Origin of the sequence: Curvibacter gracilis ATCC BAA-807 (assembly GCF_000518645.1) — a bacterium.
In the GTDB taxonomy this organism is placed as follows: domain Bacteria; phylum Pseudomonadota; class Gammaproteobacteria; order Burkholderiales; family Burkholderiaceae_C; genus Curvibacter; species Curvibacter gracilis.
The window spans coordinates 1-15716 of the sequence record NZ_KI912467.1 but is presented as its reverse complement, the minus strand read 5'-3'; the positions used below and the strand labels follow the sequence as shown (position 1 = coordinate 15716).

The 15716-nt window shown below is 60.0% G+C and carries 14 protein-coding genes; 13 read left to right on the top strand and 1 reads right to left on the bottom strand.

The genetic code is table 11. The features are described from left to right. Positions 1-429: 429 nt before the first annotated feature. From L880_RS0128790 to L880_RS0128780, 3 genes are read left to right on the top strand one after another with little or no spacing between them, the layout of a single operon-like run. Positions 430-744, top strand: coding sequence for a glycine zipper domain-containing protein (locus L880_RS0128790; protein ID WP_027478539.1), 315 nt, complete (start codon positions 430-432; stop codon positions 742-744). Next, positions 744-1178, top strand: a complete 435-nt coding sequence (locus L880_RS0128785; protein WP_051443659.1) for a phage holin family protein — start codon at positions 744-746, stop codon at positions 1176-1178. The genes L880_RS0128790 and L880_RS0128785 overlap by 1 nt, the downstream gene beginning before the upstream one ends. Continuing rightward, positions 1175-1594 (top strand): hypothetical protein, encoded by a 420-nt coding sequence (locus L880_RS0128780; protein WP_157463101.1) that lies wholly within the window; start codon positions 1175-1177, stop codon positions 1592-1594. The genes L880_RS0128785 and L880_RS0128780 overlap by 4 nt, the downstream gene beginning before the upstream one ends. A 110-nt stretch (positions 1595-1704) precedes the next feature. Here L880_RS0128780 and L880_RS0128775 read toward each other — a convergent pair whose 3' ends face one another. After that, positions 1705-2403 carry a transglutaminase-like cysteine peptidase gene (locus tag L880_RS0128775; RefSeq protein WP_211245370.1) on the bottom strand — a complete coding sequence of 233 codons (699 nt, stop codon included), beginning with the start codon at positions 2401-2403 and terminating at the stop codon, positions 1705-1707. 657 nt (positions 2404-3060) lie between these two features. Here L880_RS0128775 and L880_RS0128760 point away from each other — a divergent pair. From L880_RS0128760 to L880_RS35975, 10 genes are all read left to right on the top strand, one after another. After that, entirely contained in the window at positions 3061-4443 is a 1383-nt protein-coding gene (locus tag L880_RS0128760; RefSeq protein WP_084461720.1) for an outer membrane beta-barrel protein, read from the top strand. Beyond that, complete coding sequence (locus L880_RS0128755; RefSeq protein WP_245615425.1) at positions 4356-5081, top strand: polysaccharide biosynthesis/export family protein; 726 nt, start codon at positions 4356-4358, stop codon at positions 5079-5081. The genes L880_RS0128760 and L880_RS0128755 overlap by 88 nt, the downstream gene beginning before the upstream one ends. 113 nt (positions 5082-5194) lie before the next feature. After that, positions 5195-7483, top strand: coding sequence for a GumC family protein (locus L880_RS33860; protein ID WP_051443658.1), 2289 nt, complete (start codon positions 5195-5197; stop codon positions 7481-7483). Positions 7484-7525: 42 nt separating this feature from the next. Then, the gene (locus L880_RS0128745) at positions 7526-8263 is read left to right on the top strand and encodes a tyrosine-protein phosphatase (protein ID WP_157463100.1); all 738 of its coding nucleotides are present in this window, start codon (positions 7526-7528) and stop codon (positions 8261-8263) included. Between the two features lies 1 nt (position 8264). After that, on the top strand, positions 8265-8801 hold the full coding sequence (locus L880_RS0128740; protein ID WP_027478532.1) for a hypothetical protein: 537 nt from the start codon (positions 8265-8267) through the stop codon (positions 8799-8801). A 157-nt stretch (positions 8802-8958) separates the two neighbouring features. Then, positions 8959-10299, top strand: coding sequence for a glycosyltransferase WbuB (locus L880_RS0128735; protein ID WP_027478531.1), 1341 nt, complete (start codon positions 8959-8961; stop codon positions 10297-10299). 90 nt (positions 10300-10389) lie between these two features. Then, positions 10390-11790: a UDP-glucose dehydrogenase family protein gene (locus L880_RS33855; protein ID WP_043330979.1), complete on the top strand. Its 1401-nt coding sequence runs from the start codon at positions 10390-10392 to the stop codon at positions 11788-11790. Positions 11791-11811: 21 nt separating this feature from the next. Further along, positions 11812-13275: a mannose-1-phosphate guanylyltransferase/mannose-6-phosphate isomerase gene (locus L880_RS0128725; RefSeq protein ID WP_043330977.1), complete on the top strand. Its 1464-nt coding sequence runs from the start codon at positions 11812-11814 to the stop codon at positions 13273-13275. A 108-nt stretch (positions 13276-13383) separates the two neighbouring features. Next, positions 13384-14712 (top strand): undecaprenyl-phosphate glucose phosphotransferase, encoded by a 1329-nt coding sequence (locus L880_RS0128720; RefSeq protein ID WP_084461717.1) that lies wholly within the window; start codon positions 13384-13386, stop codon positions 14710-14712. 2 nt (positions 14713-14714) lie between these two features. Next, entirely contained in the window at positions 14715-15407 is a 693-nt protein-coding gene (locus L880_RS35975; RefSeq protein ID WP_157463099.1) for a hypothetical protein, read from the top strand. The last annotated feature ends 309 nt before the right edge of the window (positions 15408-15716 follow it).

Sequence of the window (15716 nt, the reverse complement as noted above, 5' to 3'; positions counted from 1 at the left end):
TCTTTGGCGAAGCAAAGAAAGTGAGGCGGCCGCCGGGCCGCAATCCCGGCCTCCGCCCTTCAACAAAGAGCAGCAGCCTCAGAGCGCAGCGGTAGCAAAGCCCCTGGGCAAGCTCGTCCGATCCCGATCCCGATCCCGCTTACCCCGCGGGGCAGGCCCGAGCAGCGCAGTGCTCTACGCAGTGCCTCGGCCGCCGGGACGCCCCCCCGGCCTACGCCCTCAAACAACGAGCAGAAGCCTCAGAGTGCAGTGGCACAACAAAGCGCTCCCCCTCCCAAATGGCCGCTCGTTGCCACTAACGAACCGCCAGTCGGTAGCCCCCCTCCAATTGACCCCGCTCAAAGTCATGCCACTGACTGTGCTTAATATGGGGGCATGCTCGTCGGTTGGCATATGGCCCAACGGAGTCTTGTACCCAGGAGAGTAAAAATGTCTTCCAGCACCCATGAATCTGCCGGCAACTCCACCCAGACCGAACTCGAGAACCTTGTCGCCGACCTGCGCAGCCTGATCGGTCGCAAAGAGCTCGACGCCGTGCCCGAGATCCGTGCCCTGCGCGACCGCATGGATGCCGGCATTGAAAGCGTGCGTGTCAGCGCTGTGCGCGCCGCCCAAGAGGCTGCTCGCCAAGCCCGCGAAGCCGCTCGCGTGGCCAACGACTACGCTCACGACGAACCCTGGCGCGTGGCCGGTGCCGCGCTGGCCGTGGGCGCTCTGGTCGGCTTTCTGCTGGGCCGCCGCTGATGTCTGCAGCGCAACCTGGCGATCGCCCAGGGGGCCGCTTCAAATGGCTGTCGCTGCTGGGGCTTGAGGCCCCGCTGCAGCGCCTGCGCGACACCGTCACCGAGGCCGCCCTGGCGGCCGAAGACCGGGTTGAGCTGCTGGGCATTGAATGGGCTGAAGAAAAGCAACGGCTGCGCCGCTTGGTGCTGCTGTCGGTGGCCGCGGCGGCACTCACGGTGGTGCTGTTCATCGTGCTGTCGGCAGCCGTGCTCGTCCAGTTCTGGGATACGCCCTGGCGCCTTGGCGCCGCCTGGGGCGTGGCGGCCATCTGGGCCCTGGCCTGGGCTTGGGTGATTGCAGCCTTGTTGCGCGTGGCCCGTCAGGGCGAGCAGGCCTTTGCCCTGACCCGGCGCGAGCTGGGCCGCGACTGGGCCGACCTCAAGGAGGGCCTATGACTCAAAACACCCCTCACGCTAGCCACTCCACCCATCACCACCCCCACCAGGCCAGCCCTGGTGTGGGTGGCACCACGGCAGACACGCCCGCTGGGGCCCTGCCCATCACCGATGTGTCTGACCAATTGCTCAGCCTGGCCGAGCGCAAGGCCCAATTGGTTGAGCGCATCGAGCGTCAACGCCTGCTGCGGCAAACCCGCCGCATCCAGGCCGCCATCGCCGAACTGCAAGCCAGAGGAGGGCAGGGCTCCGCTGCAGGCGGCGACACCGGCTTTCCCCGCAGCAAGACACTGCGCCTGATCACCGGGCAGCCCTTGCTGGCGGCGGGGGCCGTCGGTGTGGTGCTGATGCTGGGCCCCTCGCGGCTGATGCGCCTGGCCAGCTGGGTGGTGCCCATGCTGCTGCGCCGGCGCTGAGCACGGCACCCTGCCTGGGCTGCCTAGACCGCCTAGACCGCCTGGGCCGCCTGGGCCAGCCTGCAGGCCCCGGGCCCGAACTGTTCGGGCTGGGGCTGCGTGGGCCCGTCTTACATCTGCTGCTCACGCAGCAGCTTGGCCTGCAACTCTTTCCACAAACGCACCTGGCTTGAGCCACCCTTGCGCGTCAAGCCACCGGGCAGCCACAGGTCGTCGTCGTTGAAGCTGTACACCGGCTCCAGGTCGGTGCGTTGCGAGGCCGGCCGTATCACCGGGTTCAGGTTGTCCAGGATCAGCGGGTCGGCACCGGGGGTGGGGTAGTAGGCCAGCACCATGTGCGCCTCGTTCAGGCGCAGCGCACGCACATAGGTGATGCGCAGACGTTCAACCGGTATGCCCAGCTCTTTCAGCGTCAGGTACTTGGCAACCGCATAGTCTTCGCAGTCGGCCCCCAGGCTGCCCAATGATTCAACCGGCGTGGCCCAATAATCGTCCACCCCCCAATGGCGCAGATCGGTCATGTAGGGGATCTGGTTGAAAAAGTCGTTCGAGCGCGTCAACAACTGGGGCGCATCGATGCGGTTGGCCGTCACCAGGGCCTGGGCATCGCGCACCATGCGCTGCCAGGTCAGCATGCGGCTGGGGGCGCCGGCGCCCCAACGTTGCTCGGCCCAGGCCAGCAGGTTGCGCGAAAAATCAAGCAAGTCTGCATGGCACCAGCCGGCCACCAGGCAAAGAGCCAGGCACAACCCCCCCATCATGCGGCGGGGGGCCACCAGCGGCAGGCCCCGCAGTCTGGCGCCATGCATGGTGGCACTCAAGCCCAGGCCTGCCTGGGCCCGGCGGGGTTTGTCTGAAAAGGCTGGCAGGTGCATCGGGTTGGAATGGTAGCGCCTGAGCCTCAGCGCCGTTGGTTTAGTGTGCAGTGCGGCAAATACAGCCCGCCTTCGCAGCCCAAGAACGCGTCATCAATGCAATTTGTGTTGCTCGATAGATACAAGCATGATTTGGTTTTGCCTGAAAAACGCCCTCAAGACGGCCCGGCGGAGCCCTTCTGAGGTAGCCATGGCCCCTCCGCGGGCCAGCAGCCATGGTGTCATGGCTCAGTAATGTAAAGCTTCTGCAAATCACTTTTTTCAAAATTAATTTTTCTTAAGTGATTTATTTGATTTTCTAGCGGGAAATAATTCACGGATATTGCTAATCAGTGTGCCTGTCACCCAAATGGGTGAGTTCGAGGCCCGCGTTTTGATGCTATGTCTGAGTGTGGCTGGAAAGCCCGTGGCACCCTCGCCTGAAGCGTTACAGGGGGCCCAAAAGCATTATTAGGGTTTGTACGGCAAAAAAAGGCTGCCGTGCTAACATCTTCGTACATTTGCTGATGACGCCCCATTGAGGCGATGGCGTGCAGGCGAGGCGCGGCTGGGCCGCGGAACCGATCAACACACTAGTAGAGGGCCACAAAGATGAGCACACCCACCACCCACCCTTTGGCAATCGCTATTGCCATGGTCTGCCTCAGCCTTTCGGCACAGGCGCAAACAACCAACAGCAGCGCTGCCGCGGCAGACAGCGCCGCCACCCCCACAGCCCCCTCCACCCGAGGCAATGATGCCGGGTTCATGGGCGGCGTTTTCAGCGCACCGGGCACCACCGGCAGCCTGAGCCAATTGGCTGCCACCCCGTCGTATGAGCTGTCGGGCATTGGTCGCCGCGATTTCACGCAAGAAACCATTTTGACGGCCCCTGTCAATGGCCTGCCGGTTCGTTTTGACAACGGCATTTTTGTTTACGCGTCTGCCTTGGCCGGTTTTGGTCACAACAGCAACGTGAACGCCGCCAACACCGGTGGTGTTTCTTCTAATCTGTACTCTTTGCAGCCCGATATTGTGGGCGAGCTCAAAACCCGCGGCGACCGTTATACGCTGCGTTATAAGGGCAATTACACAAAATACACCTCCAGCTCGGCTGATAATTTCAATCAGCACAATTTTGATCTGGCGGGTGACAATTACTTCAGCAGCCGGTCTACCCTGGGCTGGAACGTGGGTTACATCCAAAGCTCTGATGCCCGCGGCACCACCAACACCACTGCTACCGACACCCCGAACCGTTGGAACGCGCCCACCGCCCGCGCCATTTATGCCTATGGCGCCAAAGACGCCCAAGGCCGTTTTGAGCTTGAAGGCAACTACGTCTCCAAGCGCTATCAAAACAACCTGACGGTGACCTCGGTCTTGAACCAAGACAAAACCGGTGTTGCCGGCCGGTTTTATTACCGTGTGGCACCGCGCACCAATGCCATGGTTGAGTTGAACCAGGTGCATGCCGACTACGTGAACAATGTGGGCTACAGCAACAACGACCGCCGTATTTACGTGGGTGTGGTGTGGGATGCTACCGCCAAGACCTCGGGCGCCTTCAAAATTGGCTCGGCCCAAAAAACCTTCTCCAACAGCGCGTTTCCCAAGGCCACCGGCACGGCTTGGGAGGGTTCTGTGAAGTGGTCGCCCCTCACTTACTCCAACTTTGAGCTGATCAGCAGCCGCACCCTGGCCGACTCGACCGGCTTGGGCAACTTCCTGGTCAACACTGGCAACCTGGTCAACTGGAACCACCAGTGGCGCAGCAACCTGACCAGCACCGCCAGCCTGGGTACGCTGAAGTCGACATACGACGGTGCAGGCCGTACCGACAACATCGACAACGCCTCGATTGGCGTGTTTTACGAAGTGGGCCGCAACTGGCGTGCCGGCGCGCAATGGGCTTACACCAAGCGCAAGTCGAACCAGGTCATCAACGAGTTCAACCGCAACTCGACCTTCTTCTCGCTGCAAGGCACTCTTTAATCGTTGATGGGGTAGGGCTTGTGAGCTTGTTTCGATTCTTGGGTATTTTCAAGGCGGCGGTTGTCGGGGCATGGTTCATTTGCGGTGCGGGTGTGGCCATGGCCGCCGATGCACCATCCACCCCTGCGGGCGACTACGTGCTCAGCCCCCAGGTGGCATCACGGGTGTCGGCCTTGTCCAGCTACAAGCTGGCGGCTGGCGATGTGATCAGCATCCGGGTGCTGGGCGAAGACGACTTCACCCGTGAAAAAATCCGCCTCACGGATGCGGGCACCGTCAGCTTTCCGGCCATTGGCGAAATCAAGGTGCTGGGTCGCACCGTGGGCGACCTGGAAGCCATCATCGTGGCTGGCCTGAAGGGCCGCATTTTGGTCAACCCCAGGGTGTCGGTGCAAATCGAAGAATACCGTCCGTTTTATGTGAATGGCATGGTTGAAAAACCCGGGGGTTACCCGTTTCAACCGGGCCTGACGGTGCGTAAGGCCGCTTCGCTGGCCGGTGGCTTCAAAGAACGTGCCTCTTTGAGCAAGATTTTTGTGATTCGTGAAGACGACCCCAACCAAAGGGCACAAAAAGTCGACCTGAACACCCCGCTGGGCCCAGGCGACATCATGACGGTCGAAGAAAGCTTTTTCTGACCCTGCCCCCTGGGGCTGCCCCGGGGCTTTGAAACAAGGCCCCGCTTGCCATTTGTTTGCCATTAAATGCAGCTGCACCTTGTGTGGGGCTGTTTGAATTGAGTCTGTCACACATGCAATTGACCGCACCCCAAGCTGCCGAGCACCTGCACAAGCACAAGCAGATCTCGCTGCACGACCCCGAAGACGAAGCCAGCAAGCTCGACCTGGTGGAATACTGGCGCAGCATCACCAAGCGCAAATGGGCCATTTTGGCCCTGGGTTTGGTGGTGGCTTTGCTCGCCGGTGTGATTGTGTTTGCACTGACGCCTGTGTACCGTGCCACCACCACGGTGTTGATCGAGTCGAGCAAAAAGCAGGTGGTGTCGATTGAAGATGTGTACAGCGGCATGGGCCAAAGCCGCGAGTATTTTCAAACCCAGGTTGAAATCATCAAATCGCGTGAAGTGGCCATGCGAACGATCAATGCCCTCAAATTGTGGGATTACCCTGAATTTGACCCCCGCACCAAAGAAAAGGGTCAATGGCAAGAGCTGCAAGAAAAGCTGGGCATCGCTGAAACCGCTGAGCCCAAGGATTGGACGACGACGGCGCTGGCAGATGCAGTTTATGGAAAGTTCAACCGCCAACTGTCTATTGAGCCGGTGCGCCTGAGCCAGTTGGCCAAAATCAATTTTGAGTCCAGCAGCCCGGCCTTGTCGGCCCTGGTGGCCAACACCATTGCCAACACCTACATCGAGAATGACCTCGATGCCCGCTACAAAATGACCAAGCAGGCCAGCGGCTGGCTGCAAGAGCGCCTGTCGTCGCTCAAGACCAAGCTCGATGAGTCTGAACGCAACCTGCAAAACTACCGCGAAAAGGCCGGTATCGTGGATGTCAAAGGTGCCAGCCAAAGCGGTGCTGGCAAGCAGATTGAAGAGGTGACGCAGCGCCTGGTAGAAACCCGCTTGCGCCGCGCCGAGGCCGAGAACGCCTACAACCAGATCAAATCGGTGGGCAAAAACGGTGATTACAGCAGCCTGCCTGCAGTTGTGCGCAACAACAACGTGTCTGAGGCTTTGAAAGCCCAGGGCGAGGCCGAGCGCACCATGTCTGAAGTGGCACAGCGCTATGGTTTTGAGCACCCCAAGTATGTGGCGGCCGAGGCCAACCTGAAAAGCGCACGCGAAAACGTGAAGCGCCAGGTCGAGTCGGTGGTGGGCAGCGTCACCCGCGAGTACGAGGTAGCGGTGGGCACCGAGCGCGCGCTGGAGGGCACCCTCAACAGCGCCCGTGGCAGCATTCAAAGCCTCAACCGCAAAGAATTTGAGCTGGGCGTGCTGGAGCGCGAGGTGAGTTCCAACCGCCAGATTTACGACATGTTCATGACCCGCGCCAAAGAAACCAATGTGGCGGGCGACCTGCAAAGCGCGGTGGCCCGCGTGGTCGATGTCGCCGTGGTGCCTGACAAGCCCGTCAAGCCGCAAAAGGCGCAAATCATTGTCATTGCCTTTGTGCTGGGCCTGTTTTTGGGCGTGCTGGTGGCCCTGCTGCTCGATCGGCTGGACAACACCATCAAGACCACCGAAGACGTTGAAGCCAAGCTCAAAACCCCGTTGCTGACCACCTTGCCTTTGCTGGACAAGCGTGACACCGATCGCTTGTCGAGTGCCCGCTTGTTTGTGGACCATCCCGAGTCGATTTACTCAGAGGCGATTCGCACCGCCCGCACCGGTGTGCTGTTGTCGGCCATTGACGTGCCCAACCGCATTTTGCTGGTGACCAGCAGCTTGCCGGGCGAGGGCAAAACCACCTTCTCGATCAACCTGGCCCTGGCGCATGCCCAGACCAAGCGCACCTTGCTGATTGACGCCGACATGCGCCGCCCCTCGATTGCCAAGGGCCTGGACCTGGCCCCTGGGGCCAAGGGTTTGTCGAACCTGGCGGCCGGCACGGCCAAGCTGGACGACTGCCTGCAGGCCGTGCCGGGCAGCAGCCTGAGCGTACTGAGCTCGGGCCCCATACCGCCCAATGCGCTTGAAATTTTGCTGTCGCAAAAGTTCAAGGCCTTGCTGGATGAGTTGGCCACCATTTACGAGGTGATCGTGATCGACTCGCCCCCGGTAGAGCTGGTAAGCGATGCGCTGGTGATCAGCTCGTATGCCACCGGTGTGATCTACACCATCAAGGCTGCCGAAACCCCTTACCAACTGGCGCGCAAGGGCCTGCAACGCATTCGCCGTGCCGAGGGCGAGATCTTGGGTGTGGTGCTGAACCGCTTCGACTTCAAGCGCGCCGAAAAATACCACGGCGAGTACTCGGGCTACGGCAAGTATGGCTATGGCAAAGACGGCTACCAAGGCGGTTATGGCCAGGCCCAGGCCAACAGCCTTGGCAAAGACGCCAAAAAGGCAGCCTGAGCCCCGCATTGATTTGACCCCTGATCCTGCCAGCCCCTACCCATGACCGCCACCACCGGCATCATCGATCTGCACTGCCATTTTTTGCATGGCATTGACGATGGCGCCCGCAACCTGAACGAAGCGCTGGACCTGGCCCGTGCCGCCGTGGCCGATGGCATTACCGCCAGCGCCATGACGCCCCACATCCACCCTGGGCGCTACCCCAACCAAAAGTCGGTGATTGCCGTGCATGTGCAGGCTTTTCAGCAAGCCTTGAACCACCATGGCATACCGTTGGCGGTGTACCCCGGTGCCGAGCTGCGCGCCTCGGATGAGTCTCTGAGCCAGTTGCAAGCCCAAGAGGTGCCTTTTTTGGGTGAATACAAAGGCCTGAAGATCTTGCTGCTCGAGTTTCCGCACCAGGGCCTGCCGGCCTGGGGCCTGGGCTTTGTGTACCGCCTGCTGGAGCAGGGCATTCGCCCCCTGATTGCCCACCCCGAGCGCAACAAGCAGGTGATGGCGAATGTGGACCGCATCCAGCCCTACCTGGCGGCCGGGTGCTGGCTGCAGGTCACCGGTGGCTCGCTGCTGGGCCAGTTTGGCAAGGCCTCTGAAAAAGCTGCCTGGGCCCTGATGGAGCAAGACGCCGTGAACGTGGTGGCCAGCGACGCCCACAACCTGGACAGCCGTCCCCCTCATCTGAAGGCGGCCCTGGAGGCCGTGGCCGCTGAGTACGGGGAGCGGCGGGCTGAGCGCCTGTTCAAAACCACACCTGCCCAGATTTTGGGCCTGGGCTGACATGAGTAAGTTGCACCCCCGTTTGGCCTTGCAGTGGGTGTTGCTGTTGGCACTGGGGGTGCTGGCAGTGGCAGCCCTGCAGCAACTGTGGCCGGCAGCCATCGCCGACCTGGGCACCGCCAAAACCCGCGCCGCCCTGGTGGCTTGGCAGGCGCACCCCAAGCCGGTGCCACTGAAGCAATGGGGCGCCTGGCGTGACGACGTGGCCAAGGGCCTGGCGCAAACCCCTGGCGATGCTCAGTTGCAGGCCCACATGGGCTACCTTTATGCCAACTTTGCAGAGCAAGCCCAGGGTGTGCCCGGTTTGGCCCAGGGCTATTACCAGCAGGCCTACAGCAACTTCAGCCGTGCGGCCACCTTGCGCCCCATGGCCCCTGAATTTGCGTTGAATGCCGGCCTGGCGGCCAGCTTGAGTGGCGATGCGGCATTGAAATTGCGTGCCGATGCATGGCTTTGTAGATCGATTCGTTACACCGCAAAAGGGGTGCCATTCAGCCCAATTCAACAAGCCGTGCCCCCAGGGGCATGCCCATCGTGACTGCGTGACTGCGACCAAAGGGAGGGCCTCAGGCCCCTAGAAAAAATGACACAAACAGCACTGGCCCGAGCGAACTTTTTCTTGAAGCTGCCCTGCCTTTTCAGGGCTCAGGCATTGCCAGGCCCCTGCGCCTTGGTTTGCGCTTGAGGGCCTCGCCATGAAAATATTGCTTTATGGCCTCAATTATTCGCCTGAGGTGATTGGCATTGGCAAATACACCGGTGAAATGGCCCGCTACCTGGCTTCCCAAGGGCATGAGGTGCGCGTGGTCACTGCCCCGCCGTACTACCCCAGTTGGCAGGTGGGCGATGGGTTTTCGGCCACCCGTTACCGCCGTACGCAGCAGGATGGGGTGGATGTGTGGCGTAGCCCCTTGTGGGTGCCCAAGCGCGTGAGCGGTGCCACTCGCATTCTGCATCACTTGAGTTTTGCAGCCAGCAGCCTGCCGGTGATGCTGCGTCAGCTTTTTTGGCAGCCCGATGTGGTGTGGGTGGTGGCCCCATCGCTGATGTGCACCCCTACGGCCTGGCTGGTGGCCCGCTTGGCTCGGGCCAACGCATGGCTGCATGTGCAAGACTTTGAACTGGATGCTGCGTTCTCGCTCGGCATTCTTAAAAACCCGCGGCTCAAGGCCTTGGCATTGCGCCTGGAGCGGTTTGTGTTGCGGCGCTTTGATGTGGTGTCGACCATTTCGCAAAACATGCGCCGCATGTTGCTCGACAAGGGTGTGCCCAGGCAGGCCACTGAGATGCTGCCCAATTGGGTGGACATTTCGCACATCGGCCTGCCCCGTGAGCATGCCAGCGTGGCCCAATTGCGCGACAGCCTGGGCATTGCGCCCGACGCCGTGGTGTGCCTCTACTCGGGCAACATGGGGGCCAAGCAGGGGCTGGAGATCTTGGCTGAGGTGGCCCAGCAATGCAGCCAGGCCCCTGAGGCGGTGGCGCGTCGGCTGGTGTTTGTGTTTTGCGGCAACGGGGCTGGGCGCGATGCGCTTGAAAAATCCTGCCAGGGCCTGAGCCAGGTGCGCTTCATGGACTTGCAGCCGCTTGATGTACTGCCCAGCCTGTTGGCCTTGGCCGACATCCATTTGCTGCCCCAGCGCGCCGATGCGGCCGACCTGGTGATGCCCTCCAAACTGACGGGCATGCTGGCCAGTGGGCGCCCGGTGATCGCCACTGCCCATGCGGGCACAGAGTTGGCCTGTGTGGTGGGCGGAGATGTGCCCGTTGGCCCCAGCAGCAGCCCCAGCCCCCTGGGCTTGGTGGTACCCCCTGAGGTGCCCAGCGCCATGGCCCAGACGGTATTGCGATTGGCGGCAGACCCGGTTTTGCGCCAAACCATGGGCGCTGCTGCCCGGGCCTTTGCCGAAACCCATCTGGACCAGGCGGCAGTGTTGGCCAGGTTCGAGGCCCATCTGCAGGCCCTGGTGAAAGGCCAGCCATTGCAATTGGCCTTGGCGCATGACGACAGCGCATTGCGTGACGGGCGGAGTTGAGGTGCGGGCACAGTTTGTTCATTTGCAAGGGGCCGAAGAGTCACGGTTTGGCCTTTTTTTGCATTTATCCTCCTGCCCGGAGGTTCTCAAATGAACGTGACTGTGATTGGTGCAGGCTATGTGGGCCTGGTAAGTGGCGTGTGTTTTGCCGACCTGGGCCATCATGTGATGTGCGTGGATGTGGATGCCGCCAAGGTGGACCTGCTGAACAGCGGTGGTGTGCCCATTTACGAGCCTGGGCTGGACGCACTGATTGCCCGCAACCGGGCGGCAGGGCGGCTGAAGTTTTCAACCAGCATGGCCGAGGGCGTGGCCCATGCACCTTTGCAGTTCATTGCGGTGGGCACCCCGCCCGACGAAGACGGGGCGGCAGATTTGCAGTATGTGTTGGCGGCGGGCCGCAGCATTGCCCAGCACATGAATGAATTCACGGTGATCGTGAACAAATCCACAGTGCCCGTGGGTACGGCTGGCAAGGTGAAGGCGGCTGTTGCCCAGGTGCTGCAAGAGCGCGGCGCAGCGGCTGATTTTGCTGTTGTCTCGAACCCTGAGTTTTTGAAAGAAGGCGCGGCGATTGACGACTTCATGCGCCCCGACCGCATTGTGGTGGGCGCGGCCGAGGGGCCCCTGGGTGACAAAGCCTTTGAGGTGATGCGCAAGCTGTACGCACCCATCAACCGCAACCATGACCGCCTGATGCGCATGAGCATCCACAGCGCCGAGCTGACCAAATACGCCGCCAACGCCATGCTGGCCACCCGCATCAGCTTCATGAACGAGCTGGCCAACCTGGCCGACGAGGTGGGCGCTGATATTGAACAGGTGCGCCTGGGCATTGGCAGCGACAGCCGCATTGGCTACAGCTTTTTGTATGCGGGCACCGGCTATGGTGGATCGTGTTTTCCGAAAGACGTGCAGGCCTTGCGCCGCACTGCCGCCGAATGGGGTCACCCCATGCGCGTGCTGGAGGCGGTAGAAGAAGCCAACCGGCACCAGTTTGATGTGCTGGTGCGCAAGCTCACGGCTCGCCTGGGCGACGATTTGCGCGGCAAAACCTTTGCCATCTGGGGCCTGGCCTTCAAACCCAATACCGACGACATGCGCCAGGCGCCCAGCCGCCACATCATCAAAGAGCTGCTGCACCGCGGTGCCAGCGTGCGCGCCTACGACCCCATTGCCCAGGCCGAGGCCCAGCGCAGCATTGCGCTCGATTTTGCCGGCGTGCCCGAATTGCTGCACCGCGTGAGCTATGTGAACAGTGCCGCCGAGGCCCTGCAACAGGCCGATGCCCTGCTGCTGGTGACCGAGTGGAAAGAGTTCAGAGGTTTTGATTTGCAGCAGATGCGCCAAAGCCTGCGCCAGCCCCTGGTGTTTGACGGGCGCAACCAATACGACCCCGAGGCCGTGGCGGCCGCCGGGCTTGAATACCACGGCATTGGCCGAGGCCAACCCCCTGGCGTGCTTAGTGCTTGTGGTGCTGAACGAACATAAACAATGAGCGGAGGATTTTTGATGACGACGGTTGTACAACCCTTGATCTTGTGCGGTGGCTCGGGCACCCGCCTGTGGCCTTTGTCGCGCGAGCAATACCCCAAACAGCTGCTGAAGCTGGTGGGCGCCAACAGCCTGCTGCAAGACACAGCGCTTCGTCTGAACAGCCTGGGGCAGGGTGGGGCGCTGACTTTGGCCGCCCCGGTATTGGTGGGCAATGACGAATACCGCTTTTTGCTGGGCGAGCAATTGCTGCAAGTGGGCGTGACGCCTGCCGCCTTGGTTCTGGAGCCCACAGGGCGCAACACCGCACCGGCCCTGACGCTGGGCGCTCTGGCCGCCGTGGCCACTGGCCAAGACCCCGTGCTGGTGGTGATGCCGGCCGACCATGTGATTCAAGACCAGGCCGCCTTCAAGGCCGCCGTGCTGCAGGGCGTGCCCCTGGCCCAGGCCGGCAAGCTGGTGACCTTTGGCATTGAGGCCACAGCGCCTGAAACCGGCTATGGCTATATCCGCAAGGGTGCAGCGCTGCCTGAAGATACCGCCGCCTATGCCGTGGCCGAGTTTGTAGAAAAGCCCGATGCCGCCACCGCAAAGCAATATCTTGAAAGCGGCCAGTTTTATTGGAACGGCGGCATTTTTGTGATCAAGGCCTCGGTGTGGCTGGCCAAAATGGCCAGCCTGCAGCCCGCCATGCTGCAAGCCTGCCAACAGGCTTTTGAGGCTCGCAAGGCCGATGCTGACTTCATTCGCCCCGACAAGGCTGCGTTTGCGGCCTGCCCATCCGACTCGATCGACTACGCGGTGATGGAAAAACTGGCCAGCGCCCAGCACAACACCGGCGAGGTGGTGGTGGTGCCCCTGGCGGCCAATTGGTCAGACGTGGGTGCCTGGAACGCGGTGTGGGACATCAGCGCCAAGGATGCGAATGGCAACGCCCTGCAAGGCGACGCCCTGGCCATTGACACCCGCAATACCTTGGTGATGGCGCAATCGCGCCTGGTGGCTTGCGTGGGTTTGGACGATGCGGTGGTGATTGAAACCGCAGATGCCGTGCTGGTGGCCAGCCGCAGCCACATTCAAAAGGTCAAAGACGTGGTGAACCACCTCAAGGCTACCGGCCGCACCGAGGCCGGCGCCAGCCGCAAGGTGCACCGCCCCTGGGGCTGGTACGACAGCGTGGATGCGGGCGACCGTTTTCAGGTAAAGCGCATTGTGGTCAAACCCGGTGCGGCCTTGTCGCTACAAATGCACCACCACCGTGCCGAGCACTGGATTGTGGTGCAGGGCACCGCCCAGGTCACCCGCGGCGACCAGGTGTTTTTGGTGAGCGAAAACCAAAGCACCTACATCCCCCTGGGTGAAAAACACCGGCTCGAGAACCCCGGCAAATTGCCGCTCGAGATGATTGAGGTGCAAAGTGGCACCTACCTGGGTGAAGACGATATTGTGCGGTTTCAAGACGTTTACGGCCGGCAGGCCTAGTGCCCACCGCTGCGCAGGCAGCTGTTTTTTTTGTAGCGTGAATCTGTAAAACAAAACAGAGGGAGGGATTTTTTGGCTACGTTCTCGATGAGAAGTTCAGCTTCGCTCATGCGCTTTGCCGTGCACGGGGTGGACTGGTTTGCCTTTGCCGGCTCGGGTTTAGTGGCGTATTTGTGGCGCTTTGATGGTGCTGCAGTATTGCCGCTGCCCCAGGTGTATGCCTTGCTGATCATCCAGATGGCCACGCTGATGACCTTGGTGTCGTCTGCCGTGTACCGCAATTGGCGTGGCGGCCAGTTCAAGGCCATGCTGGGCCGGGTGGGCGTGAGCTGGGCCATCACCTGGGCCCTGCTGATGACCTGGCTGGTGCTGACCAAAAGCAGTGGTGATTTTTCTCGTATTTGGCTGTTGACCTGGGCCGGCACATCGCTGGGAATTTCTTGGTTGGCCCGGTTGTGCGTGTTCTTGATCATGAGCTACATGCGTGGTCGGCAGGTGAACCATATGCGGGTGTTGCTGGTGGGCGGCGGCGGGCCCGTGGCCGCCATACGCCGCCGCGTAAAAACCAGCACCTGGACAGGCTACGACCTGACCGGTGTGGTGAGCATTGACGACATCGATGGCCTGCACTATTCGATTGGCCAGCTCGACCCCGACGAGGTATGGATTTGCCCCCCGGCCAATGACATGAGCGGCCTGCAGCCCGTGTTGAATGAGCTGCGCCACAGCACGGCCAATATCCGCCTGGTGCCCGACATGGGCGCCTTTCAAATGGTGAACAACGGCCTGAGCGTGGTGCTGGGCATGCCCATGCTCGACATCTCGAGCTCGCCCATGTCGGGCTTCAACCTGATTGTGAAGTGGCTCGAAGACCGCATTGTGGCCAGCCTGATCTTGATCTTGATATCGCCCATCTTGCTGGGCGTGGCCCTGGCCGTTAAGTTCACCTCCAAGGGCCCCATCATCTTCAAACAAAAACGCCACGGTTGGAATGGTGAAGAAATTGAGGTCTACAAGTTTCGCAGCATGTATGTGCACGACGAAGGCCACGGCCATGTCACACAAGCCAAAAAAGGCGATTCACGCATCACCCCCTTGGGGGCCTTTTTGCGTCGCAGCAGCCTCGACGAACTGCCCCAGTTTGTGAATGTGCTGCAAGGCCGTATGAGCATTGTGGGCCCCAGGCCCCATGCGGTGGCACACAACATGCAATACCGTGAACTGATCCCGCGTTACATGCTGCGGCACAAGGTGAAGCCGGGTATTACGGGATGGGCGCAGGTCAACGGATTAAGAGGGGAAACTGATACGGTGGATAAGATGGAAGCACGAGTTCAAGCTGATCTTTTTTACATCGAAAATTGGTCAATCTGGTTCGATTTGAAAATCATATTCATGACTATTTTTAAGGGATTTTTCTCAAAAAATGCATATTAATCATGGATTCAACAATGTATTTAAATTATAAAATAATAAATGGCAGGGCTCGATTCGAATCGGCAGCATTCCCTGCTTTTCTTTGTTGCGCATTAGTTCCACTGCTCTATTTTATTTTCTTTTTGGACTTCTCATACTCCAGTGGATCGGGGGTTCTTTGGTTGGATTTCATTGTTTCCATTTTTCTTGTTTTTCTGTGTGTTATTTCATCTAAGAATTGTGCAAGTCTTTTTTTGGTATGTACGTATTTAGCCCTATTTTATCTAGGTCCTGGATTGATGCATGTACACATTGGTGTATTTCCTTTTTTTGGCTCAATGTATGGTCCAGATGAAATTCAGGATGCTGCATTAGTTGTTTTTGTTTTTTTGATTTTCTTTACCTTGGCCTACTTTAAAGTTGTGCATCGCCGCAGACTTGGGGTAACCGAATCTTCTTCAAACTTGTCAAGTCCAACGACTAAAGATTTGCTTTTGGTTGTGAGCTTATGTATTGCAGGTGCCCTGCTAATGTCCAGTGCTATTGGCTTTGATCTTTTATTGCAGGAGCGTGGTGAATTCACCGATGCTGACTTGCTGAGTCCAAGTCAGTTGATTTTTTTGAACTCGGCTAGAGTTCTGGGTTTTCTTGCTTTCGCATATTCAATCGCTTATTTTAGAAATTCTGCCGGTTTGTATAGATACCTGAATCCGTGAGCCCAGGCGCACGCATGCTCGGGTTGGTCTGTTTTGTTGGGTCGTGCCCGTTCAATTTGACAGCCTGGGAGATGACATCACCCAACTCGATGGCACTGGATCGTCGGAATCGCGAGTTGGTGGGCGACTTGTTCGGGTTGGCGTGCAATTGCCCCACGCCGCAACCTCGCGGGCAGGCGATTTTTATGGATCCGTGAGTTTCGTGAGGCCGGTGATCGGCCAGCTGCGCTTAGCCGCAGGCAGCGAAGAGTTCTCCGTGCAGCCGCTGGAAGGCCTTGGCCGAGCGATCATTGGCGCCCAGTCCGAGGA